We start from the raw sequence: 24,872 nt of genomic DNA on the forward strand, positions 1-24,872 counted from the left end.
ATTACCTGATTGACACTGGGACAATTATATCATGGGTTTTACGAAGCCTATTGAACAATATTTATGTTAGTAACTCATTAACCAAGATACATGTATTTATGTATCTAAAAGATATTATACGAGGAGAGATGTGCATGAAGAGAGTTTTGGTACTGAGTGATTCACATGGCAATGTGGGAAATATGATTCGGGCGGTCAAAAGAGAGGAGCCCGATATGATACTTCATCTGGGAGACTGCGTTGTGGATGCGGATGCCCTAAGGAGAGAGTTTCCTCATACAACCATGGTCAATGTGCCGGGAAACTGTGATTTTTCACGGGGAGATACAGAGAGACTTATTGATATCGACGGCTATAAGGTACTCATGTGCCACGGACATACATACGGAGTAAAGATGTCATATATGCATCTGGAGCTTCATGCGAAGGAGATCGGGGCAGATCTGGCTCTCTTTGGACATACACACAAGCTGTTTTATGATAAGCACAATGGTCTTGCGATGATGAATCCGGGAAGCATCGGTGCACCGCTGTGGGGCTGCATGCCGTCATACGGTATCATCACATTTGACAAAGAACACGATGTTATGAAGCTGGATGTTGACTATATTGAGTATTGACGAATGATTTATCAAAGCGGTATAATATTGGCTAATACAGTTATTTATATAGGAAGCAGAGGAAAAGTAGACAAATGGTAAAGGTAGTAAAGTTTGGCGGCAGCTCGCTCGCCAGTGCGGAGCAGTTCACAAAGGTTGGCGACATCATAAGAAGCGATGAGTCAAGAAAATATGTTGTGCCAAGTGCACCTGGAAAGAGAAATTCCAAAGACACAAAGGTAACAGATATGCTTTATGCATGCTATGATCTGGCTGAGAAGGATCAGGATTTCAAGGTTATGCTCAGAAAAATCAAGGACAGATATGATTCGATCATAAACGGCCTTCATTTAAAGCTGGCGCTTGATGAGGAGTTCAAGCTTATCGCTGAGAATTTCAAGGCAAAGGCAGGTGCAGATTATGCAGCCTCACGTGGTGAGTACTTAAACGGAATCATCATGGCAAACTATCTCGGATATGAGTTTATAGATTCGGCAACAGTCATTTTCTTCGATGAGAATGGCAATTTTGATGCAGAAAAGACTGACAAGGTGCTTTCAAAGAAGCTTGAGAAGACAGAAAAGGCAGTTATTCCGGGCTTTTACGGAGCAGGACCTGACGGAAAGGTTGTCACCTTCTCAAGAGGTGGTTCGGATATCACAGGCTCAATCGTGTCAAAGGCATGCCGTGCCAGCATGTATGAGAACTGGACAGATGTTTCAGGCTGTCTCGTAGCTGACCCTAGAATCATCGACAATCCACAGCCAATCAAGGTTGTTACATACAGAGAGCTCAGAGAGCTTTCATACATGGGAGCATCAGTGCTCCACGAGGATGCGGTTTTCCCTGTAAGAAAGGCAGGCATCCCAATCAATATCAGAAATACAAACGACCCTGAGGCACCTGGTACTCTCATCGTTGAGAGCACATGCCAGAAGCCTGACTATACCATTACAGGTATCGCGGGAAAGAAGGGCTTCGTTGCAGTAAATATCGACAAGGACAAGATGAACTCAGAGGTGGGCTTCTGTAGAAAGGCTCTCCAGGCGTTCGAGGAGAACGGCATCTCTATAGAGCATATGCCATCAGGTATCGATACTATGACAGTATTCGTACATCAGGCAGAGTTTGAGGGCAAGGAGCAGCAGGTTATCAGCTCAATCAGAAGACTTGCTCATCCTGATATCATTGACCTTGAGTCAGACCTTGCGCTTATCGCTGTTGTTGGCCGTGGCATGAAGTCAAACCGTGGTACAGCCGGCAGGATTTTCTCTGCACTTGCACATGCCAATATCAATGTGCGCATGATTGATCAGGGTTCATCAGAACTCAATATCATCATCGGTGTAAGCAATGATGACTTTGATAAGGCAATAAAAGCAATCTACGATATTTTTGTTGTTACACAGCTGTAATAAGCTACGGAGAGATTATCCGTTAGAATCGGAGTGAAAAACAGGACAATTTATAAATTAAATGTAGAATTAAATAAAAGTAAAAATCGGATAGAATAAATTGAAAAACAGTTAGAATTTAATTGGTGTTAAATTCGTATTATAAATACAGGGCTTGGCGTAATAGATGCCGAACTCTGTATTTTTTTGAATAGGTAAAGCTTTGAAAAGCCTTATGAGGATGCTTTAAATGATAAAACAAAATACCCTCACATAAGGTGAAAAAGTGCATATATTATAGCGAAAGGAAGAAGTATTATGCAAAGAGACACTATAATATATGTTACTGACCAGAGGCAAAAATATCTCGCGGATATGCTTGGAGGGGAACAGACAGATTGCAGAAATAGCGGTGGGATTGATTATGAGCGTGTTGGGAATATTGTGTTTCCTACACCGTTTTCAAAGCTTAAGTTTATAAATAGTGATATAGAAAAATTAAAACATAATATAATAATTAACGATATTGCAGTGTGGGGCGGCATGATGCCGGACTGCTTCCCAGGTGTTGACAAGGGCTGTGACTTTATGAAAGATGAGACTGTCATAGAGCAGAATGCCATTGTCACGGCCGAGGCCACTGCGTCCATAGCAATACAAAAAAGCATACATGGCATATACGGCTCAAAGGTACTGGTGAGCGGGTTCGGAAAATGCGGAAAGGCAATGGCCCGTATCTTTTCTGCTATGGGAGCGCGTGTCATGGTGATGGCAAGGAGAAAACAGGCAAGGCTTGAAGCTGCTGAACAGGGCTATGAAACGGTGGATTTTAATAATCCGGCTAAGGCTTGTTCTGAAACATTGTTTCTCATAAACACAGTGCCGGATAAGGTTATAGGTGAAAGTTTAATCATGCTTTTACAAAAAGATGCGATAATTATAGATATTGCATCTAAGCCCGGTGGCTGTGATTTTGAGGCCTGTAAGAGATATCAGATAAACTGTACGCATGCGCTCGGCCTTCCGGGCATATACTGTCCGAAAACCGGTGCGAAAATACTTTATGACTGTATGAAAAGAAAAGGTATGACGGAGGGCTTATGGTTATTTCGGATTGCACCGTAGGAATGGGAATTACAGGCTCCTTCTGTAGTTTTGAAAAGACGAAGGATGTTGCAAGGAGGCTTGTGGAGAGCTTTGCCCATGTGACACCTGTATATTCCTACAATGCACAGATGATGAACACACGCTTTGGAAAGGCCGGTGATTTTATGCATACTATCTCTGAAATTACAGGGGATGAGGGCATCAGGACACTGCAGGAGGCAGAGCGTGTCGGTCCGGGAAAGCTATTCGACGTGATGGTGATTTACCCATGTACCGGAAATACGGCAGCCAAGCTTGCAAACGGCATAGTGGATACACCGGTGCTTCTCGCGGCAAAGGCTCATCTGAGAAACGGCAGACCGCTTGTTATCGGCATTTCCACAAATGATGCGCTTGGCATCAACTTTAAGAATATCGGAAAGCTGATGAACATGAAAAATATTTATTTTGTTCCGTTTGGGCAGGATGACTGTGTGAAGAAGCCGAATTCACTCGTGTGTGACGGCAAACAGGTTGTCGGCACAATAAATGAAGTGATGGCAGGACGACAGATTCAGCCGGTAATCCTCTAGAGTTGGGGGATATTACTTCATATAGACTGTAGTGCTGCAGTATTAGTAGTACGGGACGCTGCTTGCGGGCACCGCGGTGGGTTGCATACACTCCGGTGTCCGCTACGCTGCGCAGCCAAGATACTGTGCAAATTATGCTTTGTAGGTTTTCATAGGAGAACGAAACCGTCGAAACTCGCCATCCATGGCTCGATTTCTCCTTGCCTCGGCGTCCATGCCTCGGCATTTCTGTGTATCATGCGCATAATTCGACAGTATCTAAGCAGCTTCGCTATTCGCGGACACCGGAGTGTATGCAGCCCGCCGCGGTGCCCGCGCGAATCGTCCTTTACGTTATGGTGTAATAAGTTATGGCGTAAATAGTAAATAAATAGTAAGAAAAGATTTATGAATCTGAATTATTGCCGGTCACACTGTTATGTGTGAACAGTAGCTTCTGAATTGAAAAACTGAGTTGGAAAATATAAAAAACAGAGGAAAGATGTAAAAATATATGTTATAATCATGTATACACAAAAATGAAAACACAGGAGGATAAAATATGTCATATATTTACAAAACAAAAGGAACCTGTTCAACACAGATTGAGCTTGACCTCGATGGCGATGTAGTACATAACGTAAAATTTACAGGAGGTTGTAACGGAAATCTCCAGGCCATTCCAAAGCTCGTTGAAGGACTCACAGTAGCCCAGGTAGAGGAAAAAATCGGCGGAATTAAATGTGGATTTAAGAATACATCCTGCGGCGACCAGCTCGCGAAAGCATGCCGCGAAGCATATGAAGCCCAGAAGAGTAACTAAAACCGGAAAATCATATATGGTGACTATATGTATAACGAAATATATTTAAACACTATAAACACTATATAAAAAATAAAATAACAAACGTGCAATTTCCAAAAAGCTCTCCCATAAGGAGAGCTTTTGAATTAAAAAAATAATCCAGCCATGCTTCGCGCACAACAAAGTGGATCCGGGAAGTACACGGTGTGTTCAGAATAAAAAATATGAATTGCCACGGTGTTCCATAAACTTAAATAGCATGAAGCACTATCACCAAAACACAGCCTGTCCGGACAAAAAGCCGTGGCTGACTTCATATTTTTTATGAGGAATATACTGTGTGCTCCCCCAGACCTCACAGCCTCCCACGCGCGAAGCCCTCCATTAAAGCTCGACACTCCCGCAAATTTTTTATAAAATGTTTACAAAACATTCATCCCTTTAGGTTGTGCAATCATCTTCAAAGTGTTACAATAACACTATTGTGAGCCTGTACAAGGGCAATTTGAAGTTATAGGAGAAAAATATGAGCGCATTTTCAAAAATCTTTGGTTCTCACAGTGAGAGAGAGCTTAAGAGAATTTACCCGATTGCTGACAAGGTTGAGTCATATAAGGAAGCAATGGGAAAGCTTTCCGATGAAGAATTAAAGGATAAGACAAGGGAGTTTAAAAAGCGTCTGGAGGACGGAGCAACACTTGATGATATTCTTCCGGAGGCATTTGCTACAGTAAGAGAGGCTGCTAAGCGTGTGCTTGGCATGGAGCATTATAGAGTACAGATAATCGGTGGTATTATTTTGCATCAGGGACGTATTGCAGAGATGCGTACCGGTGAAGGTAAGACACTTGTTTCTACACTTCCTGCATATCTCAATGCACTTGAGGGCAAGGGAGTGTGCATTGTCACAGTCAATGATTACCTTGCAAAGCGTGATGCTGAGTGGATGGGACAGGTTCATGAGTTCTTAGGTCTTAAGGTCGGCGTGGTACTTGGCGGCATGGACAATGACGAGCGCAGGGAGGCTTACGGCTGCGATATTACATATATCACAAACAATGAGCTGGGATTTGATTACCTGCGTGACAACATGGTTATTTACAAGGAACAGCTTGTTCAGAGAGGTCTCCACTATGCAATCATCGATGAGGTCGATTCAGTGCTTATCGATGAGGCGCGTACACCTCTTATCATTTCAGGACAGAGCGGCAAGTCAACAAGACTTTACGAGGCATGCGACATTCTGGCTACACAGATGAAGCGTGGTGAGGACGTTCCTGAGTATTCAAAGATGGATGCCATCATGGGTATTGTCCAGGACGAGACCGGTGATTTCATCGTAAATGAGAAGGATAAGGTCGTAAACCTCACACAGGATGGTGTGAAAAAGGTAGAGCAGTTCTTCCATATTGAGAACCTTGCAGATCCTGAGAATCTTGAAATCCAGCACAATATCATACTTGCGCTTCGTGCGCACAACCTCATGTTCAAGGATCAGGACTATGTGGTAAAGGATGATGAGGTGCTTATCGTAGACGAGTTTACAGGACGTATCATGCCGGGACGCCGTTACTCTGACGGACTGCATCAGGCTATCGAGGCAAAGGAGCATGTAAAGGTCAAGAGAGAGAGCAAGACACTTGCAACAATCACATTCCAGAACTTCTTCAACAAGTTTGACAAGAAGGCAGGTATGACAGGTACAGCTCTCACAGAGGAGAAAGAGTTCCGTGATATTTACGGCATGGATGTTGTCGAGATACCTACCAATAAGCCGGTAGCGCGTATTGATTTACAGGATGCTGTATACGCTACAAAGAAGGAAAAGTTCAAGGCAGTTGTGGATGCGGTTAAAGAGGCGCATGAAAAGGGACAGCCTGTTCTCGTAGGCACAATCACCATCGAGACATCAGAGCTTTTGAGCGGCATGCTTAAGAGAGAGGGAATCCAGCACACAGTATTAAATGCCAAGTTCCATGAGAAGGAGGCAGAGATTGTTGCACTTGCAGGACAGCACGGTGCAGTTACAATAGCTACAAACATGGCAGGTCGTGGTACCGATATCAAGCTTGACGATGAGGCGAAGGCTGTCGGAGGTCTTAAGATTATCGGTACAGAGCGTCATGAGTCAAGACGTATAGACAATCAGCTCCGTGGACGTGCCGGTCGTCAGGGAGATCCGGGTGAGTCACAGTTCTTCATCTCACTTGAGGATGACCTCATGAGACTTTTCGGTTCAGAGCGTCTTATGGGCATTTTCAATGCACTCGGAGTACCGGAGGGCGAGCAGATCCAGCACAAGATGCTTACCTCTGCTATCGAGAAAGCACAGGAGAAAATCGAGGCCAACAACTTTGGTATCCGTAAAAACCTCCTTGAGTACGATCAGGTGGACAATGATCAGAGAGAGATTATCTACAGTGAGCGTATGAAGGTGCTTAACGGTGACAACATGCGTGATGCTATCCTTAAGATGGTTCAGGAGCAGGTTGAGAAGTCTGTTGACAGATGTATTTCCGAGGAAATTGACAGAGCTGACTGGGATCTTGTAGAGCTCAACGAGCTTGTGCTTCCGGTTATTCCGCTGGAGCCAATCACTAAAGAGGACATCGAGTCTATCAAGAATGCAAAGCAGCTCAAGCAGTACTTAAAGGAAAAGGCCGTTATGCTATATGAGCAGAAGGAGACAGAATTCCCTGAGCCTGAGCAGTTCAGAGAGATTGAGCGTGTCGTGCTTCTTCGTGTAATTGACAGAAAGTGGATGGATCACATCGATGATATGGCACAGCTTCGTCAGGGAATCGGTTTACAGGCTTACGGTCAGAGAGATCCAATCGTAGAGTACAAGATGGCAGGCTTTGATATGTTTGACGACATGATTTCAGCTATCCAGGAGGACACAGTCAGACTGCTCTATCATGTACAGGTTGAGCAGAAGGTTGAGCGAGAGCAGGTTGCCAAGATTTCCGGTACCAACAAGGATGAGTCAGCGCAGAATGCTCCAAAGCGCCGTGCAGCAGCGAAGGTATATCCGAATGATCCATGTCCATGCGGCAGTGGCAAGAAATATAAGCAGTGCTGTGGTCGTGTGAAGTAGATTTCAAATAGGTTGTAATCGTTGCCGGTCACACTGTTAGGTGTGAACAGTAACATAAAATAAATAGACAAGAACGAATGTTCTAAAAATTATGGACAAAGTCAATTTTTTGTAGTAAAATAAAGCGCATAAGTGCATACTATAAATGATTGACTTTGTCTTTTTATGATTTTTTTGGAGGAAGCGTGCGTTATGGAATTTAAACTGCATTCAAAATACAAGCCGACCGGCGACCAGCCACAGGCAATAGAGCAGCTTGTGAAGGGCTTTAAGGAGGGCAACCAGTTTGAGACCTTACTTGGAGTTACCGGCTCCGGCAAGACCTTTACCATGGCCAATGTCATACAGCAGCTCAATAAGCCCACACTTATCATATCGCACAATAAGACACTGGCGGGGCAGCTCTATGGCGAGATGAAGGAATTTTTCCCGGAGAATGCAGTAGAGTACTTTGTATCCTACTACGACTATTACCAGCCGGAGGCCTATGTGCCGCAGTCTGACACATACATAGCCAAGGATTCCTCCATAAACGATGAGATAGATAAGCTCAGGCTTTCGGCCACGGCAGCGCTCACAGAGCGAAAGGATGTCATTGTCGTGGCATCGGTTTCCTGCATATACGGACTCGGAAGCCCGGATGAGTGGACAGGCATGAGTATTTCACTGCGCCCGGGTCAGGAGAGAGACAGGGATGATCTTGCGAGGGCTCTCATAGATTTGCAGTACACCAGGAATGATATGGATTTTCATCGAGGCACCTTCAGAGTGCATGGCGATGTGCTTGATATATTTCCGGCAAATGCCGATGATACGGCAATCAGGGTTGAGTTTTTTGGTGATGAGATAGACCGGATAGTGGAGGTCGATGTGCTGACCGGCGAGGTAAAGTGCTCACTTGAGCATACGATGATATTCCCTGCATCCCACTATGTAGTTTCGCAGGAGAAGATAAATGAGGCCTGCCTTAATATAGAAAAAGAGCTTGAGGAGCGTGTTAAGTATTTTAAGGGCGAGGACAAGCTCATAGAGGCTCAGCGAATAGCAGAGCGGACCAATTTTGACATAGAGATGATGAGGGAGACAGGCTTTTGCTCCGGAATTGAGAACTATACGAGGCATCTGAACTTTGCAAAGCCCGGGGAGCCGCCCATGACACTTATCGACTTCTTCCCGGATGATTTCCTTATAATCGTGGATGAGTCACATATCACGATTCCGCAGATTGGAGGCATGTATGCGGGCGACCGCTCGAGAAAGACCACTCTTGTGGACTATGGCTTCAGACTGCCATCTGCTCTTGACAACAGACCTCTCAATTTCGAGGAGTTCGAGGGTAAAATAGACCAGATGCTCTTTGTCTCAGCTACTCCGAATAAGTATGAGAATGAGCATGAGCTGCTTCGCGTGGAGCAGATTATCAGACCGACGGGACTTCTGGATCCCGAGATATCAGTGCGCCCTGTCGAGGGACAGATTGATGACCTTGTATCAGAGGTCAATAAGGAGACCGCAAACCATCACAAGGTGCTTATCACCACGCTCACAAAGCGTATGGCTGAGGATCTCACAAACTATATGGCAGAGCTTGGCATCAGGGTAAAGTACCTGCATTCAGATATAGATACACTCGAGAGGGCAGAGATAATACGAGACTTGCGTCTTGATGTGTTTGATGTGCTTGTCGGCATCAACCTGCTCAGGGAGGGACTTGATATCCCGGAGATTACACTTGTTGCCATACTCGATGCGGATAAGGAGGGGTTCCTTCGTTCGGAGACCTCGCTTATCCAGACAATAGGGCGTGCCGCGCGTAACAGCGAGGGTCATGTCATCATGTATGCGGACAAGATTACAGACTCCATGCGTGTCGCAATTGACGAGACAAAGCGCCGTAGAGAGGTGCAGAAGGAGTACAATGAGGCTCATGGCATCACACCGCAGACCATTCAGAAATCCGTGCGTGATCTCATAGCTATCTCTAAGAAGGTGGCAGCCGATGAGACTGCTCTGGACAAGGATCCGGAGTCAATGAGTAAAAAAGAGCTTGAGAAGCACATTACAGATATAGAGAAGAAGATGAAAAAAGCAGCGGCAGAGCTCAATTTCGAGGCAGCTGCGGAGTACAGGGATAAGCTTATCATGCTGAAAAACACACTGAGGGATATGCGATAAAAGCTTATGATATTTGGAAGCAATTTGGAGGAACGCAAATTATGGCAAAAAAAGAAAGAAAATACATCAAAATAAGAGGTGCCAGTGAGCACAATCTAAAGTGCGTCAGTCTCGATATACCAAGAGATGAGTTTGTTGTTTTTACAGGGCTTTCAGGCTCGGGCAAGTCATCGTTAGCATTTGATACCATATATGCGGAGGGACAGCGCAGGTACATGGAGTCACTTTCATCGTATGCGCGTCAGTTTTTAGGACAGATGGAGAAGCCGAATGTGGAGTCTATAGAGGGACTTCCGCCTGCCATCTCTATTGACCAGAAATCCACCAACAAGAACCCACGTTCCACCGTCGGAACGGTCACAGAGATATATGATTACTTCAGGCTGCTTTATGCCAGAATTGGAATACCACACTGTCCGAAGTGCGGGCGTGCCATTACAAGGCAGACTATAGACCAGATGGTTGATGCTGTTATGGCACTGCCTGAGCGCACACGTATCCAGCTTCTTGCACCGGTGGTCAGAGGACGTAAGGGCGAGCACCAAAAGCTGTTCGAGAGAGCCAAAAAAAGCGGATATGTGCGTGTGATTGTAGATGGCAGCATGTATGAGCTCTCCGAGGATATCCCGATGGAGAAAAATATAAAGCACAATATTGACATAGTAGTGGATCGTCTGGTTGTAAAGCCGGGCATAGAGAAGAGGCTTACGGATTCACTTGAAAATGTATTTGAACTGACAGAGGGCAATGCCATAGTTGATATCGTAGATGGCGAGCAGATGACTTTTTCACAGAACTTTGCATGTCCGGACTGTGGCATAAGCATAGATGAGGTTGAGCCGAGAAGCTTTTCCTTCAACAATCCGTTCGGAGCATGTCCGACCTGCTACGGACTCGGTTATAAGATGGAGTTTGACCCGCAGCTTATGGTGCCTGACTCATCGCTTTCCATATCAGAGGGTGCCATCCAGGTGATGGGCTGGCAGTCATGTACAGACCCAAAGAGCTACACCTATGCGACACTGCGTGCATTACATGAGGGCTATGGACTTCCTTTGGATGTGCCGATTGATGATTTGTCTGCGGATATGAAAAAGCTGCTGTTTTACGGTGGAGACGGCAGAGTGCTCAAGGTCAGATACAAGGGCCAGAGAGGCGAGGGCGTCTATGACCTCATATGGAACGGTCTTGTGGACAATGTTGAGCGTCGTTACAAGGAGACATTTTCTGATACGGCAAAGGCGGAATATGAGCAGTTTATGCGCATCACTCCGTGTACGAGCTGCAAGGGGCAGAGGCTCAAGCCTTCGTCACTTGCCGTCACGGTTGCAGATAAGAATATATATGAGATGACCTCCATGTCAGTGAAGGAGCTCGTAAAGTTCCTTTCTGAAATAGAGCTTACAGAGCAGCAGCACTTTATAGGGGATCAGATACTAAAGGAAATCCGCGCGAGGGTTGGATTTTTGCAGCAGGTTGGTCTCGACTACCTCACTCTTACCCGAGGTACAGCGAGTCTCTCAGGTGGAGAAGCACAGCGAATCAGGCTTGCCACGCAGATTGGCTCGGGGCTTGTCGGTGTGGCATATATACTTGATGAGCCAAGCATTGGTTTACATCAGAGGGATAATGACAAGCTGCTTAGCGCACTTATGAATCTTAAGAATCTGGGCAATACACTCATAGTGGTGGAGCATGATGAGGATACCATGCGTGCCGCAGATTATATCGTGGATGTAGGCCCAGGAGCCGGCTCACACGGCGGAGAGATAGTGGCAGCAGGATCGTTAAAGGACATCATAAAGTGTAAAAAATCACTCACAGGAGCCTATCTGAGCGGCAAAATAAAGATACCGGTGCCGCAGGAGAGACGTAAGCCGAGCGGATATATCACGATAAGAGGCGCCAGGGAGAATAACCTGAAAAATATTGATGTGCAGATACCTCTTGGCATCATGACTTGTGTCACAGGTGTGTCAGGCTCGGGAAAGAGCTCGCTGACCAATGAGATACTTTACAAGCATTTGGCGAAATCCTTAAACAGAGCCAGATGTATCGCGGGAGACCACGATGGAATAGACGGCCTTGATCAGCTTGACAAGGTAATAGATATCGACCAATCACCTATAGGCCGGACACCCCGCTCAAATCCTGCCACATATACAGGTGTGTTTGACATGATAAGAGACCTCTTTGCATCCACACCCGATGCTAAGGCAAAGGGTTATAAAAAGGGCCGCTTCAGCTTCAATGTAAAGGGTGGTCGCTGTGAGGCATGTGGCGGAGACGGAATTCTTAAGATAGAGATGCATTTTCTGCCTGACGTATATGTGCCGTGTGAGGTATGCGGAGGCAAGCGATATAACAGGGAGACGCTCGACGTAAAGTACAAGGGCAAGAGCATATACGATGTACTTGATATGACAGTGGAGGAGGCACTTGAGTTTTTCAAAAATGTGCCAAAAATCCAAAACAAAATCCAGTCACTCTATGATGTCGGACTATCCTATGTGAAGCTCGGACAACCGTCCACAGAGCTTTCGGGTGGTGAGGCCCAGCGTATCAAGCTTGCCACAGAGCTTAGCAGAAAGAGCACCGGAAAGACCATCTATATACTCGATGAGCCGACCACGGGACTACACTTTGCAGATGTACACAAGCTTGTTGAGATACTGCGCAGGCTGTCGGACGGAGGCAATACAGTAGTTGTTATTGAGCACAATCTCGATGTGATAAAGACAGCCGACTATATCATAGACATGGGACCTGAGGGAGGAGACGGCGGCGGAACCGTCATAGCTCAGGGTACGCCTGAGGAGATATGCGAGGTAAAACAGTCATATACAGGCCGTTTTTTGAAGCCATATCTGGAAAAAGACCAGGATAAACTTTAAAATTTTATTAAATATGACCTTTTTCAAAAAAAAAGTTTGAAAAATGGGATTTATTGTATATAATAAGAGAGTGTATGTGTAAATTTAAAGATATGGCAGGAAAGGGGCTATTAAAATGGTCGGATCAGATATCGGAATCGATTTAGGAACAGCAAGTATACTTGTTTATATAAAAGGAAAGGGTGTTGTGTTAAAGGAGCCTTCAGTAGTAGCCTTTGACAGGGACACCAACAAGATTAAGGCAATCGGAGAGGAAGCACGTCTCATGCTCGGAAGGACACCGGGCAATATCGTAGCAGTCAGACCGCTGCGCCAGGGTGTTATCTCAGATTATACAGTTACAGAGAAGATGATCAAGCACTTCATCCAGAAGGCACTCGGCAAGAAGAGCTTCAGAAAGCCTCTCGTGAGCGTATGTGTGCCAAGTGGCGTTACAGAGGTTGAGAAGAAGGCTGTTGAGGATGCTACATTTGCAGCAGGAGCCAGAGATGTAAAGATTATCGAGGAGCCAATCGCAGCTGCAATCGGAGCAGGTATTGATATTTCAAAGCCATGCGGAAATATGATAGTAGATATCGGAGGCGGTACATCAGATATAGCGGTTATCTCACTCGGTGGCTCAGTAGTCAGCACATCTATAAAGATAGCCGGAGATGATTTTGATGAGGCGATTGTCCGCTACATGAGAAAGAAGCACAATCTGCTCATCGGAGAGAGAACAGCCGAGGATATCAAAATCAAGATCGGTACATGCTACCCTCTTGCACAGCCGGAGACAATTGAGGTAAGAGGAAGAAACCTTGTAACAGGACTTCCAAGGACTATTACAGTCAGCTCAGAGGAGACAGAGGAAGCACTTCGTGAGGCAACTCTTCAGATAGTTGAGGCAGTACACTCAGTGCTTGAAAAAACTCCACCAGAGCTTGCAGCCGATGTCGCAGACAGAGGAATCGTGCTTACAGGAGGCGGTTCACTGCTCAGAGGTCTTGAGGAGCTCATCGAGGAAAAGACAGGCATCAATACAATGACTGCAGAGCAGCCTATGACATGTGTTGCTATCGGTACAGGAAAGTATGTAGAGTTCCTTGCAGGCAAGAGAGACGAAGAATTCTAGAATATACGTTTTATAACAGGCGGCCGTGAGGGCGATGATATGTCCCTGCATTGCAGGAATGTATTGTCGCTTTTTTGTTAATATAGTTACAAATGGGGATATTACAGTCAGGGGGATTAGTGAACAAAATAAAGGATATTGGGAGAGGCGTAATCAATCTGGTATTTCCACCGCGCTGTCCGGTATGTGATGGGATAATTGGTCCGGTTGAGAAATATATACACGGCAGCTGCTGTGAAAAGCTGTTTCCGGTGGAGCAGCCGCAGTGTATGCGCTGTGGAAAGCCGGTTTTGTCTGAACAAAGAGAGTATTGTGATGACTGCGCCCGTGCACTCGAGCATCACAGGCTGATGCGGGAAAATGACAGCTACAGGCAGGGTAAAGCCCTTTTTGCATACAAGGGAAGCATAAAGCAGACCATGTACAGGTTTAAGTATTCAAACAGACGTGAGTATGCGGCTTATTTTGCACAGACAGCAGTGGAAAGGTATTCGGAATGGATACAGGGCTGCGGGATAGATATTATTATTCCGGTGCCGATGCACCGTAAAAAAATGCGCCGGAGAGGCTACAACCAGGCAGAGTGTTTTGCAAGGGCATTGTCCGAAAAAACAGGCATAAGGATGGCAAAAGGACTTGTGCGCAGAGTGAAAAATACAAGTCCACTCAAGACAATGGGGTATGTTGAACGCAGAAATTGTCTCGAGGGGGCTTTTCAAGTGGCGGATAGTATTGTACAATATGACCAAATACTAATAGTAGATGATATATATACTACAGGCAGTACGGCGGAGTCAATCGGACATGAGATAGCAAAGAAATGTACGGGCCGCGTATATGTGCTGTGTATTTGCATAGGACAGGGAAGTTAGGAGGGTTTTATCAGATGAGAATATCTAATTGCAAGGGCTGTGGCAGAATATTTAACGTGCTGTCGGATGAGCAGTACTGCCCGAACTGCCAGAAGAAAATGGATGAGAAATTTGATATAGTAAAGAAATTTGTTGAGGATAATCCAAATGTGCCGGTTGAGACAGTGGCCAAGGAGACGGATACATCCATGAAGCAGATAAACAGGTGGATACGCGAGGAGAGACTTTCATTTTCACCGGATTCATCATATGGTATACCATGCGAGAACTGTGGCAGGATGATACGCACAGGCAGGTTTTGTGAGGAGTGTAAGACTAAGCTCACAAACACACTCCGCAGTGCGCTTGACACGCCAAAGAGTCAGGATAAGCAGCTGTGGCAGCAGGATGATAAAAACCGCATGAGATACATCAGGTAAGAGGTTGATTTATGATTAACGAAGAAAAGGTAAGGGAACTGTTTAATATTGCTCTTTGTGACAGCAAAAGCGACGACAGCCGTGTGCAGAAGCAGTCCGCAAGCTACTACGGATGGGACTATATATGGAAAGAGGGCTTAAAAAGCTTTTTTACAGGTACATTCGCATTTGCAGGGCTTGTTGTGATGTGGGTTGCTGTCAATGCAGGAGAGCTTTTGGACAGAATCAATAAGCTTGATTTTAAGACAATAGGTGTCACAATAGGCATACTGTATATTGCGTTTATGGCGATTTACATTTTTGTCACAATTGTGGTGTATACTGCAAGATATAAGGCCGGCAGAAGGGAAGTGCGCAGGTACGCAAATCATCTGAAGGCAGTAGGCAGGATATATTCCCGTGAGGAAAAAATTAAGCGTTAGGGAGGCTTTATGAACAAGTTACTGGAAATTAAGGATAAGGCAGTCAAATTTTGCGGTGAGTATGAGCACTTTATACTTCCGGTTGTGAGGTTTGTCGTTGCATTTATCGCATTTATAACAATAGATTTGAATATCGGCTATATGGCGAAAATCAGCTCGGTGCTTGTGGCACTGCTTTTAGCACTTGTGTGTGCACTGCTTCCGGTGAATGCAATACTCTGGATAGCTTCGATTATGATACTTTTAGATATGTACGCGCTGTCTGTAGAGGTTTTTGCTATCACATTTGTACTTTTTTTGGTATTGTATTTTGTTTATTTCCGTTTTGCACCGAAGGACGGCATGCTTGTGATACTCACACCTATATGCTTTCAGCTTCACATACCATCTGTTCTGCCGGTTGCAGCAGGCCTTTTAAGAAGAGCTTATTCGGTTATTGCAATAATATGCGGCACGCTGCTGTACTATTTTCTGGATGGAATCAGACAGAATGCATCAGCGCTTGCAGAGGTGGTAGACAAAAAGGGGCAGAGCACTACAAAGCTCAATGTGACAATGGGACAGCTTCTTGACAACAAAGAGATGTTTATAGTTATGGCAATCTTTGTTATCACCACACTGGTGGTGTATCAGGTCAGACGATTGAAAATCAACAATTCATGGACTGTTGCCACCATAGCCGGAGGGCTCATACAGTTTGTTGCACTTGTTGTAGCATATCTGGTGCTCGGACTGCCGGAGAGGATAATCTGGCTTGTACTCAGTACTGCAGCTGCTATTTTTGCAGGAGTTGTCATACAGTTTATATTTATGAATCTCGACTATGCACGTACGGAAAACGTACAGTTTGAGGATGACGAATATTACTATTATGTCAAGGCAGTTCCAAAGAAGATGATTGCCAAGGAGGAAAAGGTTGTAAAGCACTTTGGCAATACAGGAAGCCTTGGAAAGAAAATTCCAAGACACAATCAGGAAAATATAAGCAAAGAGGCTATTGCAAAAGATCTCGAAATAGACGAAAATATATTTGAGGATGACAAATAGTTACATAGTATAAGAGAAAGGAGAGCGCTATGGATAATGTGAGCGGTGTATTGATACGCTTCAAGGATCAGTTCCTTACATTCACAAATGTGCCGGGCATCAAAATCGGTGTGATAGACATTATAGAGATACTTATTATTTCAGTGCTCTTCTATCATTTACTTCTGTGGATAAAGACTACGAGGGCATGGAATCTGTTCAAGGGTCTTATTATCATACTGTTGTTTGTACTTGTTGCGGCATTGTTCCAGATGGATACGATACTGTGGCTTGCTGAGAAGCTCTTCAATGTAGGTCTCGTGGCACTTGTTGTTATTTTTCAGCCTGAGCTCCGAAATGCCCTGGAGAATATCGGCGGCAAGACCTTTTTGGGTGATTTTTTCAATACAGGCAAGGGTGAGACAGAGAAATTCTCTGACAAGACAATCGACGAGCTGGTGCGTGCATGTTTTGCGATGGGCAGGGTAAAGACAGGAGCGCTGATAGTTATGGAGGATGAGATTAATCTGGGAGAGTACATCAGAACAGGAATAGATGTGGATGCCATACTTACAAGCCAGCTCCTTATCAATATATTTGAGAAAAACACACCGCTTCATGATGGAGCGGTTATCGTGCGTGGTAACCGTGTAGTGTCAGCTACATGCTATCTTCCGTTATCTGACAGCATGGCACTCTCAAAGGATCTGGGAACCAGGCACCGTGCGGCGGTCGGAGTCAGCGAGGTGAGTGATTCACTGACCATCATAGTGTCAGAGGAGACCGGAGCAGTTTCTACGGCATACAAGGGACAGATTGAGCACGATATAGATGCCGATCATCTGCGTACACAGCTTAAGCTCCTACAGAACAGACACAGGGAGCCGGGAAAGTTTGAATTAATTAAAAGGAGGTTTAAGAATGGGAAAGAAGCTTCTAAAAACCTTCACAAATAATATAGGCTTTAAAATACTTGCGATAGCATTTGCATTTATACTCTGGCTTGTGGTCTACAATCTCAATGATCCTGTCAAGACAAAGACGTTTACTACAACAGTCACAGTCACCGGACGTGATGCAGTTGTTGACAAGGGATTATGGCCTACCATCAAGGATTCTGAAAAGACCATCAGCTTTTCGGTATCAGGCAAGAGAAGCTATCTGAATGAGCTTGATGATTCCGATTTTTACGCAAATGTCGACCTTGCAAATATCATAGTGGATAAGGATGATACAAATAAGGCGAGTGTAAAGGTGGACATCGGATGCACCAAGTACAGACATTCGATTACCTTCAACGGCGGAGATCATATGCTCTCATTGTCGGTTGAAAAATATATGCAGAAGCAGTTTGAGGTAAAGGTGTCAGTGGATGGAAGCCTCTCAGGTGCGAAAGCACTGGGAAACAACCCTCAGGCAAATCCAAAGGTTGTAAAGGTCGGAGGCCCTGAGTCTATTGTTTCGACTATAGCGTCTGCCAATGTTAATATAAAGGTTGATGACAATACCATCATATCAGATAATCAGATTACTGACCGTGGTGACCTTACGCTTATTGATGATAACGGTGATGAGGTCGATATATCAAAGCTTGATGTGGATAGCCAGTATCAGTCTATAGCAGTGACAGTTGATGTCCTAAGCACCAAGGAGGTGCCTATCAAGTGTACGACGACAGGCTCACCGGCAGGAGGAAAGAGCGTACTCGGAGTGGAGCTCTCAGAAGATTCTGTTATGCTCAAGGGTAACGCAGAGGCATTGAACAATATCACATCTATAGATGTGGGACCAATCGATATATCGGGCGCAACAGACGATATAAATACATCTGTTGATCTGACAGGATATCTGCCGGATGGAGTTTTTATAGTGAGCTCATCCAAGTCAAAGCTCAGTATCGACATAAAGATAGAAACAAATGCGACTTCAACCATGACGCTGAACAGCTCAAATATCACCTATGACGGACTGCAGGAGGGATATAAGCTTACATTTGTTACAGATAAGAGCAGTGTCATAGTAAGCGGCACCCAGTCTGATATAGATACACTTTCAGGAACTACACTGAAGGGTAAAATTGACGTGACAGGCCTTGATGCAGGTACGCATACAGTGACGGTAAAGCCGAATCTGGATGAGACAAAGTACACATGGGGCGAGATAAAGGTCCAGATAGTTATCGGCAGGGAAGGTGACGGAGACGGCACAACGGGCACAGATGGTACAGGAACAACATCAGGCTCGACAACAGGAAGTTCATCATCCCAGGGCACCGGCGGCAGTGGCTCGACAACAGGAGGCACGTCATCGGGCAGCAGCTCGTCAGGAAACACCGGAAATAACGGCTCTGACAGTTCATCGCATTGATAGATATATAACCGAAAAGAGGTAATAAAAGTGGTAGCACAAAAAATAACAATCAAAAATCCTACCGGATTACATTTACGACCGGCCGGAAATCTCTGTAAAGAGGCAATGAAATTTAAATCAAAGGTGACTTTTATATATGATGAGAAAAATGTAGCTAATGCAAAGAGCGTACTTTCAGTGCTTGGAGCGTGCATCAAGTCAGGAGATGAGATAGAGCTCATCTGCAATGGCGAGGATGAGAACGAGGCACTTGAATACCTTATACAGTACATCAAGGACGGACTCGGAGAGTAGCACACAAGGAAACAGGTATACATGGAGAAACATATATGGAGAAGCTTTTAACCATAGTCGTTCCGGCTTACAATGTTGAAAAGTATATAAAGAACTGTCTGGACTCGTTTATAGATTTGTCTGTTCTCAGAAGTCTGGAAATACTCATAGTGGATGATGGTTCCACTGATTCCACAGCAAGTCTGGCGCATACCTACGAGCAGAAATACCCATACAGCTTCAAGGTGCTCTCGAAGGAGAACGGAGGTCACGGCTCCACCATCAACTATGCCATACCGCGCGCAACAGGCAAATATTTCAAGGTGGTGGATGGAGATGACTGGCTGGACAAGAGTCTTCTGCCACAGTTTGTGCAGCTTTTGAAGCACACACACTCGGATGTCATATCCAATGACTTTAATCTGGTGGATGACAGGAGCAAAAAGGTCACAAAGCGCAGAAAGGCAGTATCCAACTCTTATCATTACAACAGGGAGTGGGGCTTTGCTGAGGCAGTCATGGATCCGCTGATTACGATACACTCCATGACCATCCGTACAGATGTATTGCAGAAGAATGATATTCGTGTGGATGAGCACTGCTTCTATGAGGATCAGGAGTATATACTTTACCCTATCCCATATTGCACCAGCATCACGTTCTCACCACTGCCGCTGTACCAGTACAGGCTAGGCAGAAGCGGTCAGAGTGTGGACATAAAAATGATGATCAAGCGTCATGACCAGCACCTTAAGGTACTCAATGCGCTGTTTGAATACAACAACGTGCACGGCAATCTGCAGACCTACAAGAAGCAGTACCTCGAGCGCGGCATAGCAGAGGCGGCCGATGATGAGTATCAGATATTTCTGGCAAAGGGCAATGATTCAAGGAACGTTGAGCAGATGAAGAAGTTTGACGAGATGCTGCGCGAGGAGCACCCGGGAGTGTACCAGGCGTGCAGCAGGAAGAGCGTCTGGATGCTTAGAAAAACAGGCTTCAAGATATTTCCAATGGCAGCATGGGTATATAGCAGGCTGCGTGGCAATGGATTTCATGAATAGGCGTGAATGAGCATGCAATACTTTTTATAAAAAATAGTAATCAGGACGGATAGAACAGTTAATGAGTAAAATATTATCAATCATAATACCAACATATAATGCAGAAAAGTTTCTGAATAAGGGACTGTCATCATTTCTTGTATGCAGGGATACGGATGCACAGACGGCACAGTACAACTGTAAAATGGCAACTGAGGGTCGCTTTGAGGAGATAGACATTGACAAGGCTATACTCGATAAGCTTGAGGTGATAGTTGTAAATGACGGCACACCTGACAGCAGTGTTGAAGTGGCACAGAAATTTGTGGACTGGTATCCGGAAACCTTTGTCATAGTAAATAAGACAAATGGTGGACATGGTTCTGCAATCAACACAGGCGTGGAGCATGTGAGCGGAAAGTATTTCAAGGTGGTCGATGCAGATGACTGGGTAGATACGCTTGCGCTAAAGAACCTGGTTGAATACCTCGAGCATACAGATACGGATGCCGTGATACAAAGCTTCAGGTATTATGACATATCAAAGGATGAGTACAGACCGGCGGATGTGAAGGTGCCTGATTTTGCACGGGAGTACAATTTAAAGGATATAGTTGATATGTGGGATGATGTATATGATGGCTTATCATTTCACGGAGTGATATATAACACCGGATTCTACAAGGCACTTGGTTATAAGCTTACAGAGCATGTGTTTTACGAGGATCAGGAGTACGCAACAGTTCCGTTTTCGTATGCAAAAACTATCCGGTTTATTCAGGAAGAGCTGTATGTATACAGAGTGGGCGATGTAAATCAAAGTGTTTCAGCTGCGAGTCAGGTGAAGCGCCTTCCGGATCTGGAGCAGGTTATATTTAATGTACTTGAGGCCCAGAAGAGCTTTGCAAAAATGCCACAGGGTGGAAAAGAGCATTTTATCAGAAAGACATCGGGCATCATCACAAGCTATTATCAGATAGCCTTGATAAAAAATACCGACAGACAATCCGGCAGAGAGATAGTAGAGCAGTTTAACATAAAACTCGCTCAAAAAAGTGCGCTCATGTATGATGCGGTACAGCGCAAATATAAAGTATTTCGGCTGTTTAATAAGCTGCATGTGAGCAACAGCTTTTACGAGAATCAATTTTCTAAGCTGCTTGAGCTTGCCAAAAGATTTGGCAAAGCAGACAGACTGTACAGAAAATAAGACAAACATATAGAAACAGGAATCAGATAGGATATGGAAACAGAAAATAAAAAGATACTATCAATAATAATACCGACATATAATGCGGCGCAGTTTTTGGATAAAGGGTTATCATCATTTATTATTGATGATAACTCTCTTTTAAATATGCTGGACATTGTTGTTGTAAATGATGGCTCTACCGATAATAGTGTAGAAATCGCGCAAAAATATGTAAATAAATATCCTGACGTGTATCGGATATTGAATAAAGAAAACGGTGGTCATGGCTCGGCAATTAATGAAGGCGTAAAAATAATAAAAGGAAACTATTTTAAGGTAGTAGACGCTGATGACTGGGTAAACACTGATGTATTGAAAGAAACTATCTGTTATCTTAGAGATAATGAAAAAAATAAACACGAGAATTTCGCAGATGCAGTGCTGATGAGCTACAGATCATATGTACTGCAGAGAGAAAATACTGATGAATATCCATACGACGATAAATATATAACAAAAAATGGTGGACCATATGATGCCGGATATGTGGATGAGCATCTGTATGATTTCTGGTGGGGGCTGAGCCTGCATGGGGTGATATACAATACGCATTTTTATATAAATACAGGTCTGACACTCTCTGAGGGGGTGTTCTACGAGGATCAGGAGTTTTCGATAATCCCAATGGCATATGCCGAAAGTATCTATGCATATGATCAGGCGCTTTATGAGTACAGAGTTGGCGATGTAAATCAGAGCGTTTCGATAGAAAGCTCACTGAAGAGGCTTGACCATTATGAGAAGGTTATCATGAAGCTGATTGAGGCAGGCCGGGATGAGGAGCACTTTAGTATAGGCGGAAAGCAGCTGTGGTTTGATAAAACAAGCAAATTTATCAACGACTATCTGCAGCTTTGCCTGATTAGGAACACTGATAAAAAACAGCTTAGAAAAAGGATGAAGCTGTTTGTCAGTCAAATCGAAAAAAAGAATACAGCTATGTATAGATGTGTAAAAAAGAATTATAAAGTATTTTGTGTGTTGAATAAAATGCATATGAGCGATAAGGTTTATCAGGACTATTTTATACGCCTGTTACATATCGTACGTCATTAGAAAGCTTTTTTTGTTATCATTATGATGAATAATGTGTCTAAATAATCGGAAAATATGTGACAAATCTCACTTGAGGCATATATAAGAAAGTGATAAAATATGTTGCTGTGAGAATAATATAAAATTAAGATAAAGAGGACAAAGATGAAGAAGAAAAGTGTAAAACTGCTGGTAGCTTTAGTCTGTGCGCTTATGGTGTTGGGAATAGCAGGCTGTGGGAAAAAAGCATACAAGACATTCCCTGAAAAGTACAAGCTTGCATCTGTGGATGTGGGTGGAATGACTGCTGACGAGGCAAAGAAAGCCATAAAGACTGTGATAAGCAAGTATAAGATATCAGTGAAGCTTGATGATGCATCATTTGATATGACAGCAGAGGATTTAGGACTTAAGTATAATGATAAAGCAGATCTTCAGGAACTGATAAATGCGGCCAATAAGGATAAGGAGCCGGAAAAGCAGGTGAAGCTTTTTAAAATGGATAAGTCTGATGAGTTGGAGACTGCTCTTGTAGACTCTTATATCACTGCAAAAACACAGTCACAGTCTGATGCAACGGCACAGAGTGATACGGATGCAGAGGCAAAGGATGACGAACAAAAGACGGCTGAAACAGATACACAGACCTTCGATATGAGGTCAATTGTGCCATATCGTGCTACAATAGCATACAACGCAGAGGCAGGACAGTTTGAAGGTGTTGATGGTGTATCAGGAGATGCGCCTGTGTATGACAATGCAGCTACAAATCTTACAAGTGCTGTAAAGAAACTGAAGGATAAGGTGGAGCTTACATCCACAACAGGATATGTTGATGGAGAAAAGGCTGCAGACAGTGATTTGGTAAAGAACGCATTAAAAGAAGCCAATGCATACCTTGATGTGACAGTGACATGTAATTTCACACCGGCAACAGGTGAAGCAGCTACAGAGACTGTAGGAAAGGACCAGATAGCTCAGTGGCTTATAGTGGGCAACGACGGATTGTCAGTTTCTCTCGATGGTGAGAATATGGCTACATACTGTACAGATCTTGCCAAAAAGCATGATGTGTCTAAGAAAAAAACGGGTCAGTTTAAGACAACAGGTGGAAGTGTCATAAATGTGCCTGTTACATCATCAGGACAGACTGTAGATGGAAACAAGCTGTATGAGTCGATTGCGGAGGCAATAAACAATAAAAAGTCTGCAACAGTAGAGGCAGTTTACAGCGAGGCAAAGGAAGAAGAAACAGGCGAGTATGTCACATATGGTGGCAACTACTGCGAAGTGGATCTCACCAACCAGATGGTATATGTATACAAGAATGGAGAATTGGTAGTATCAAGTCAATGTGTTACAGGCTGTATTTCAAAGGGACACGGAACCCCGACAGGCGTATATTCTATCTTCTCAAGAGATAAGGACAGATATTTAAGGGGTGACGGATACAAGTCATGGGTTAATTTCTTTATTCCGTTTAATGGCGGAATCGGATTCCATGATGCTTCATGGAGAAGTACCTTCGGTGGAAATATCTACCTGTATAGTGGCAGCCATGGCTGCATAAATATGCCTTATTCAGCTGCAAAGAAGCTATATGAGAATGTTACATTGGACGAAAAAGTAATTGTATATGGTGGTGTTGACAAGGTGGCCGGCAAGGCTCAGAGTCTCGGCGGAGCTGACTCTTATAATGTGACAGAGGGAGATGCTGCATTCAACCTCGGTGTGACAGCAGAGGATAATGCAAAGCTCACATACTCAAGTGATAATGAGGGTGTAGTGAGAGTGGATGAGAACGGTAATGTGACAATAGCAGGTGTCGGAGCTGCTACAATCACTGTCAAGTCCGAGGCTACAACAAGCTATAAGGCGGGCAGCAAGACGATTACAATCACTGTAAATGCAAAGCCACAGCCAAACCAGACTCCATCTGTGACAATAGGATGCGGAAATAAAACCGTAACAGAGGGAGATGCACCATTTTCTCTCGGAGCAAGTGCTTCAAATGGAGCAGGGCTTTCTTACCAGTCAAGTGATCCTTCGATTGCATCTGTAGATGCTTCCGGAAATGTAACCATCCACCGTGCAGGTACTGTACAGATTACAGCAACAGCAGGAGAAATGGCTGGCTGGAATAGCGCAAGCAGCTCAATAACCGTAACAGTAAATGTAAAACCACAGCCACAGCCTGTGGCACCGGCTGAACCATCAGAGCAGCCAACGCAAAACTAGAGAAGTCACAATAGAACCGGAACAAATAAAATATAGCAAATGAAATACAACAAAGAAAAGTGCCGGAAACGGCACTTTTCTATTATATTGCATAATTATTTACAAAATATGACATGTTCTTAATACTTTTTTTGTGACTTCTAAAAATAGACAAAAGAAATGAAGTGTAGTAATATAACATAGGAT

20 protein-coding genes are annotated in these 24,872 nt (G+C 44.3%); all 20 read left to right on the top strand.

Annotated elements, in window-relative coordinates; all coding sequences use genetic code 11:
* The first annotated feature begins 134 nt into the window (after positions 1-134).
* The 20 genes from ACW6PM_RS11930 to ACW6PM_RS12025 all read left to right on the top strand — a co-directional run bounded on the left by ACW6PM_RS11930 (position 135) and on the right by ACW6PM_RS12025 (position 24,686).
* Positions 135-620, top strand: coding sequence for a metallophosphoesterase family protein (locus tag ACW6PM_RS11930; protein WP_308650582.1), 486 nt, complete (start codon positions 135-137; stop codon positions 618-620).
* A 74-nt stretch (positions 621-694) separates the two neighbouring features.
* Complete coding sequence (locus tag ACW6PM_RS11935; protein WP_456057302.1) at positions 695-2,014, top strand: aspartate kinase; 1,320 nt, start codon at positions 695-697, stop codon at positions 2,012-2,014.
* Between the two features lie 297 nt (positions 2,015-2,311).
* Positions 2,312-3,118, top strand: coding sequence for an NAD(P)-dependent oxidoreductase (locus ACW6PM_RS11940; RefSeq protein WP_456057303.1), 807 nt, complete (start codon positions 2,312-2,314; stop codon positions 3,116-3,118).
* Positions 3,094-3,672: a dipicolinate synthase subunit B gene (locus ACW6PM_RS11945; RefSeq protein ID WP_308668264.1), complete on the top strand. Its 579-nt coding sequence runs from the start codon at positions 3,094-3,096 to the stop codon at positions 3,670-3,672. Before ACW6PM_RS11940 ends, ACW6PM_RS11945 begins: the two co-directional genes overlap by 25 nt.
* Positions 3,673-4,213: 541 nt before the next feature.
* Positions 4,214-4,474: a TIGR03905 family TSCPD domain-containing protein gene (locus ACW6PM_RS11950; RefSeq protein WP_448753738.1), complete on the top strand. Its 261-nt coding sequence runs from the start codon at positions 4,214-4,216 to the stop codon at positions 4,472-4,474.
* Between the two features lie 508 nt (positions 4,475-4,982).
* Complete coding sequence (secA, locus tag ACW6PM_RS11955; protein ID WP_456057304.1) at positions 4,983-7,553, top strand: preprotein translocase subunit SecA; 2,571 nt, start codon at positions 4,983-4,985, stop codon at positions 7,551-7,553.
* Between the two features lie 192 nt (positions 7,554-7,745).
* The gene (uvrB, locus tag ACW6PM_RS11960; protein ID WP_456057305.1) at positions 7,746-9,728 is read left to right on the top strand and encodes an excinuclease ABC subunit UvrB; all 1,983 of its coding nucleotides are present in this window, start codon (positions 7,746-7,748) and stop codon (positions 9,726-9,728) included.
* A 41-nt stretch (positions 9,729-9,769) separates the two neighbouring features.
* Complete coding sequence (gene uvrA / locus ACW6PM_RS11965) at positions 9,770-12,622, top strand: excinuclease ABC subunit UvrA (RefSeq protein ID WP_456057306.1); 2,853 nt, start codon at positions 9,770-9,772, stop codon at positions 12,620-12,622.
* Between the two features lie 115 nt (positions 12,623-12,737).
* The gene (gene mreB, locus ACW6PM_RS11970) at positions 12,738-13,736 is read left to right on the top strand and encodes a rod shape-determining protein (RefSeq protein WP_055062136.1); all 999 of its coding nucleotides are present in this window, start codon (positions 12,738-12,740) and stop codon (positions 13,734-13,736) included.
* A gap of 119 nt (positions 13,737-13,855) precedes the next feature.
* Positions 13,856-14,608: a ComF family protein gene (locus ACW6PM_RS11975; protein WP_456057307.1), complete on the top strand. Its 753-nt coding sequence runs from the start codon at positions 13,856-13,858 to the stop codon at positions 14,606-14,608.
* A gap of 14 nt (positions 14,609-14,622) precedes the next feature.
* The gene (locus tag ACW6PM_RS11980; RefSeq protein WP_308650573.1) at positions 14,623-15,027 is read left to right on the top strand and encodes a hypothetical protein; all 405 of its coding nucleotides are present in this window, start codon (positions 14,623-14,625) and stop codon (positions 15,025-15,027) included.
* A gap of 11 nt (positions 15,028-15,038) precedes the next feature.
* Positions 15,039-15,449: a hypothetical protein gene (locus tag ACW6PM_RS11985; RefSeq protein ID WP_308650572.1), complete on the top strand. Its 411-nt coding sequence runs from the start codon at positions 15,039-15,041 to the stop codon at positions 15,447-15,449.
* 9 nt (positions 15,450-15,458) lie between these two features.
* Entirely contained in the window at positions 15,459-16,496 is a 1,038-nt protein-coding gene (locus tag ACW6PM_RS11990) for a hypothetical protein (protein ID WP_456057308.1), read from the top strand.
* 29 nt (positions 16,497-16,525) lie between these two features.
* On the top strand, positions 16,526-17,431 hold the full coding sequence (gene cdaA / locus ACW6PM_RS11995; protein ID WP_308650570.1) for a diadenylate cyclase CdaA: 906 nt from the start codon (positions 16,526-16,528) through the stop codon (positions 17,429-17,431).
* Positions 17,397-18,842, top strand: a complete 1,446-nt coding sequence (locus ACW6PM_RS12000; RefSeq protein ID WP_456057309.1) for a CdaR family protein — start codon at positions 17,397-17,399, stop codon at positions 18,840-18,842. Before cdaA ends, ACW6PM_RS12000 begins: the two co-directional genes overlap by 35 nt.
* A 30-nt stretch (positions 18,843-18,872) precedes the next feature.
* Positions 18,873-19,139, top strand: a complete 267-nt coding sequence (locus tag ACW6PM_RS12005) for an HPr family phosphocarrier protein (protein WP_308650568.1) — start codon at positions 18,873-18,875, stop codon at positions 19,137-19,139.
* 35 nt (positions 19,140-19,174) lie between these two features.
* Positions 19,175-20,182, top strand: a complete 1,008-nt coding sequence (locus ACW6PM_RS12010) for a glycosyltransferase family 2 protein (RefSeq protein WP_456057310.1) — start codon at positions 19,175-19,177, stop codon at positions 20,180-20,182.
* Positions 20,183-20,243: 61 nt separating this feature from the next.
* Positions 20,244-21,371 (top strand): glycosyltransferase family 2 protein, encoded by a 1,128-nt coding sequence (locus tag ACW6PM_RS12015; protein WP_456057311.1) that lies wholly within the window; start codon positions 20,244-20,246, stop codon positions 21,369-21,371.
* Between the two features lie 33 nt (positions 21,372-21,404).
* The gene (locus tag ACW6PM_RS12020) at positions 21,405-22,469 is read left to right on the top strand and encodes a glycosyltransferase family A protein (protein ID WP_456057312.1); all 1,065 of its coding nucleotides are present in this window, start codon (positions 21,405-21,407) and stop codon (positions 22,467-22,469) included.
* Positions 22,470-22,613: 144 nt separating this feature from the next.
* Positions 22,614-24,686 (top strand): L,D-transpeptidase family protein, encoded by a 2,073-nt coding sequence (locus ACW6PM_RS12025; protein WP_456057313.1) that lies wholly within the window; start codon positions 22,614-22,616, stop codon positions 24,684-24,686.
* Positions 24,687-24,872: the final 186 nt, after the last annotated feature.

Source organism: Agathobacter sp., from assembly GCF_977054825.1.

What these genes read in the sequence shown, in the direction of transcription:
- ACW6PM_RS11950 (WP_448753738.1), top strand. Translation starts at nt 4,214, where the DNA reads ATGTCATATATTTACAAAACAAAAGGAACCTGTTCAACACAGATTGAG.
- ACW6PM_RS11935 (WP_456057302.1), top strand. Translation starts at nt 695, where the DNA reads ATGGTAAAGGTAGTAAAGTTTGGCGGCAGCTCGCTCGCCAGTGCGGAG.
- ACW6PM_RS11930 (WP_308650582.1), top strand. Translation starts at nt 135, where the DNA reads ATGAAGAGAGTTTTGGTACTGAGTGATTCACATGGCAATGTGGGAAAT.
- ACW6PM_RS12020 (WP_456057312.1), top strand. Translation starts at nt 21,405, where the DNA reads ATGGAAACAGAAAATAAAAAGATACTATCAATAATAATACCGACATAT.
- ACW6PM_RS12015 (WP_456057311.1), top strand. Translation starts at nt 20,244, where the DNA reads ATGAGTAAAATATTATCAATCATAATACCAACATATAATGCAGAAAAG.
- uvrB (WP_456057305.1), top strand. Translation starts at nt 7,746, where the DNA reads ATGGAATTTAAACTGCATTCAAAATACAAGCCGACCGGCGACCAGCCA.
- ACW6PM_RS11985 (WP_308650572.1), top strand. Translation starts at nt 15,039, where the DNA reads ATGATTAACGAAGAAAAGGTAAGGGAACTGTTTAATATTGCTCTTTGT.
- mreB (WP_055062136.1), top strand. Translation starts at nt 12,738, where the DNA reads ATGGTCGGATCAGATATCGGAATCGATTTAGGAACAGCAAGTATACTT.
- ACW6PM_RS11990 (WP_456057308.1), top strand. Translation starts at nt 15,459, where the DNA reads ATGAACAAGTTACTGGAAATTAAGGATAAGGCAGTCAAATTTTGCGGT.
- ACW6PM_RS11945 (WP_308668264.1), top strand. Translation starts at nt 3,094, where the DNA reads ATGGTTATTTCGGATTGCACCGTAGGAATGGGAATTACAGGCTCCTTC.
- ACW6PM_RS12025 (WP_456057313.1), top strand. Translation starts at nt 22,614, where the DNA reads ATGAAGAAGAAAAGTGTAAAACTGCTGGTAGCTTTAGTCTGTGCGCTT.
- ACW6PM_RS11940 (WP_456057303.1), top strand. Translation starts at nt 2,312, where the DNA reads ATGCAAAGAGACACTATAATATATGTTACTGACCAGAGGCAAAAATAT.
- ACW6PM_RS12000 (WP_456057309.1), top strand. Translation starts at nt 17,397, where the DNA reads ATGGGAAAGAAGCTTCTAAAAACCTTCACAAATAATATAGGCTTTAAA.
- ACW6PM_RS11980 (WP_308650573.1), top strand. Translation starts at nt 14,623, where the DNA reads ATGAGAATATCTAATTGCAAGGGCTGTGGCAGAATATTTAACGTGCTG.
- uvrA (WP_456057306.1), top strand. Translation starts at nt 9,770, where the DNA reads ATGGCAAAAAAAGAAAGAAAATACATCAAAATAAGAGGTGCCAGTGAG.
- secA (WP_456057304.1), top strand. Translation starts at nt 4,983, where the DNA reads ATGAGCGCATTTTCAAAAATCTTTGGTTCTCACAGTGAGAGAGAGCTT.
- cdaA (WP_308650570.1), top strand. Translation starts at nt 16,526, where the DNA reads ATGGATAATGTGAGCGGTGTATTGATACGCTTCAAGGATCAGTTCCTT.
- ACW6PM_RS12010 (WP_456057310.1), top strand. Translation starts at nt 19,175, where the DNA reads ATGGAGAAGCTTTTAACCATAGTCGTTCCGGCTTACAATGTTGAAAAG.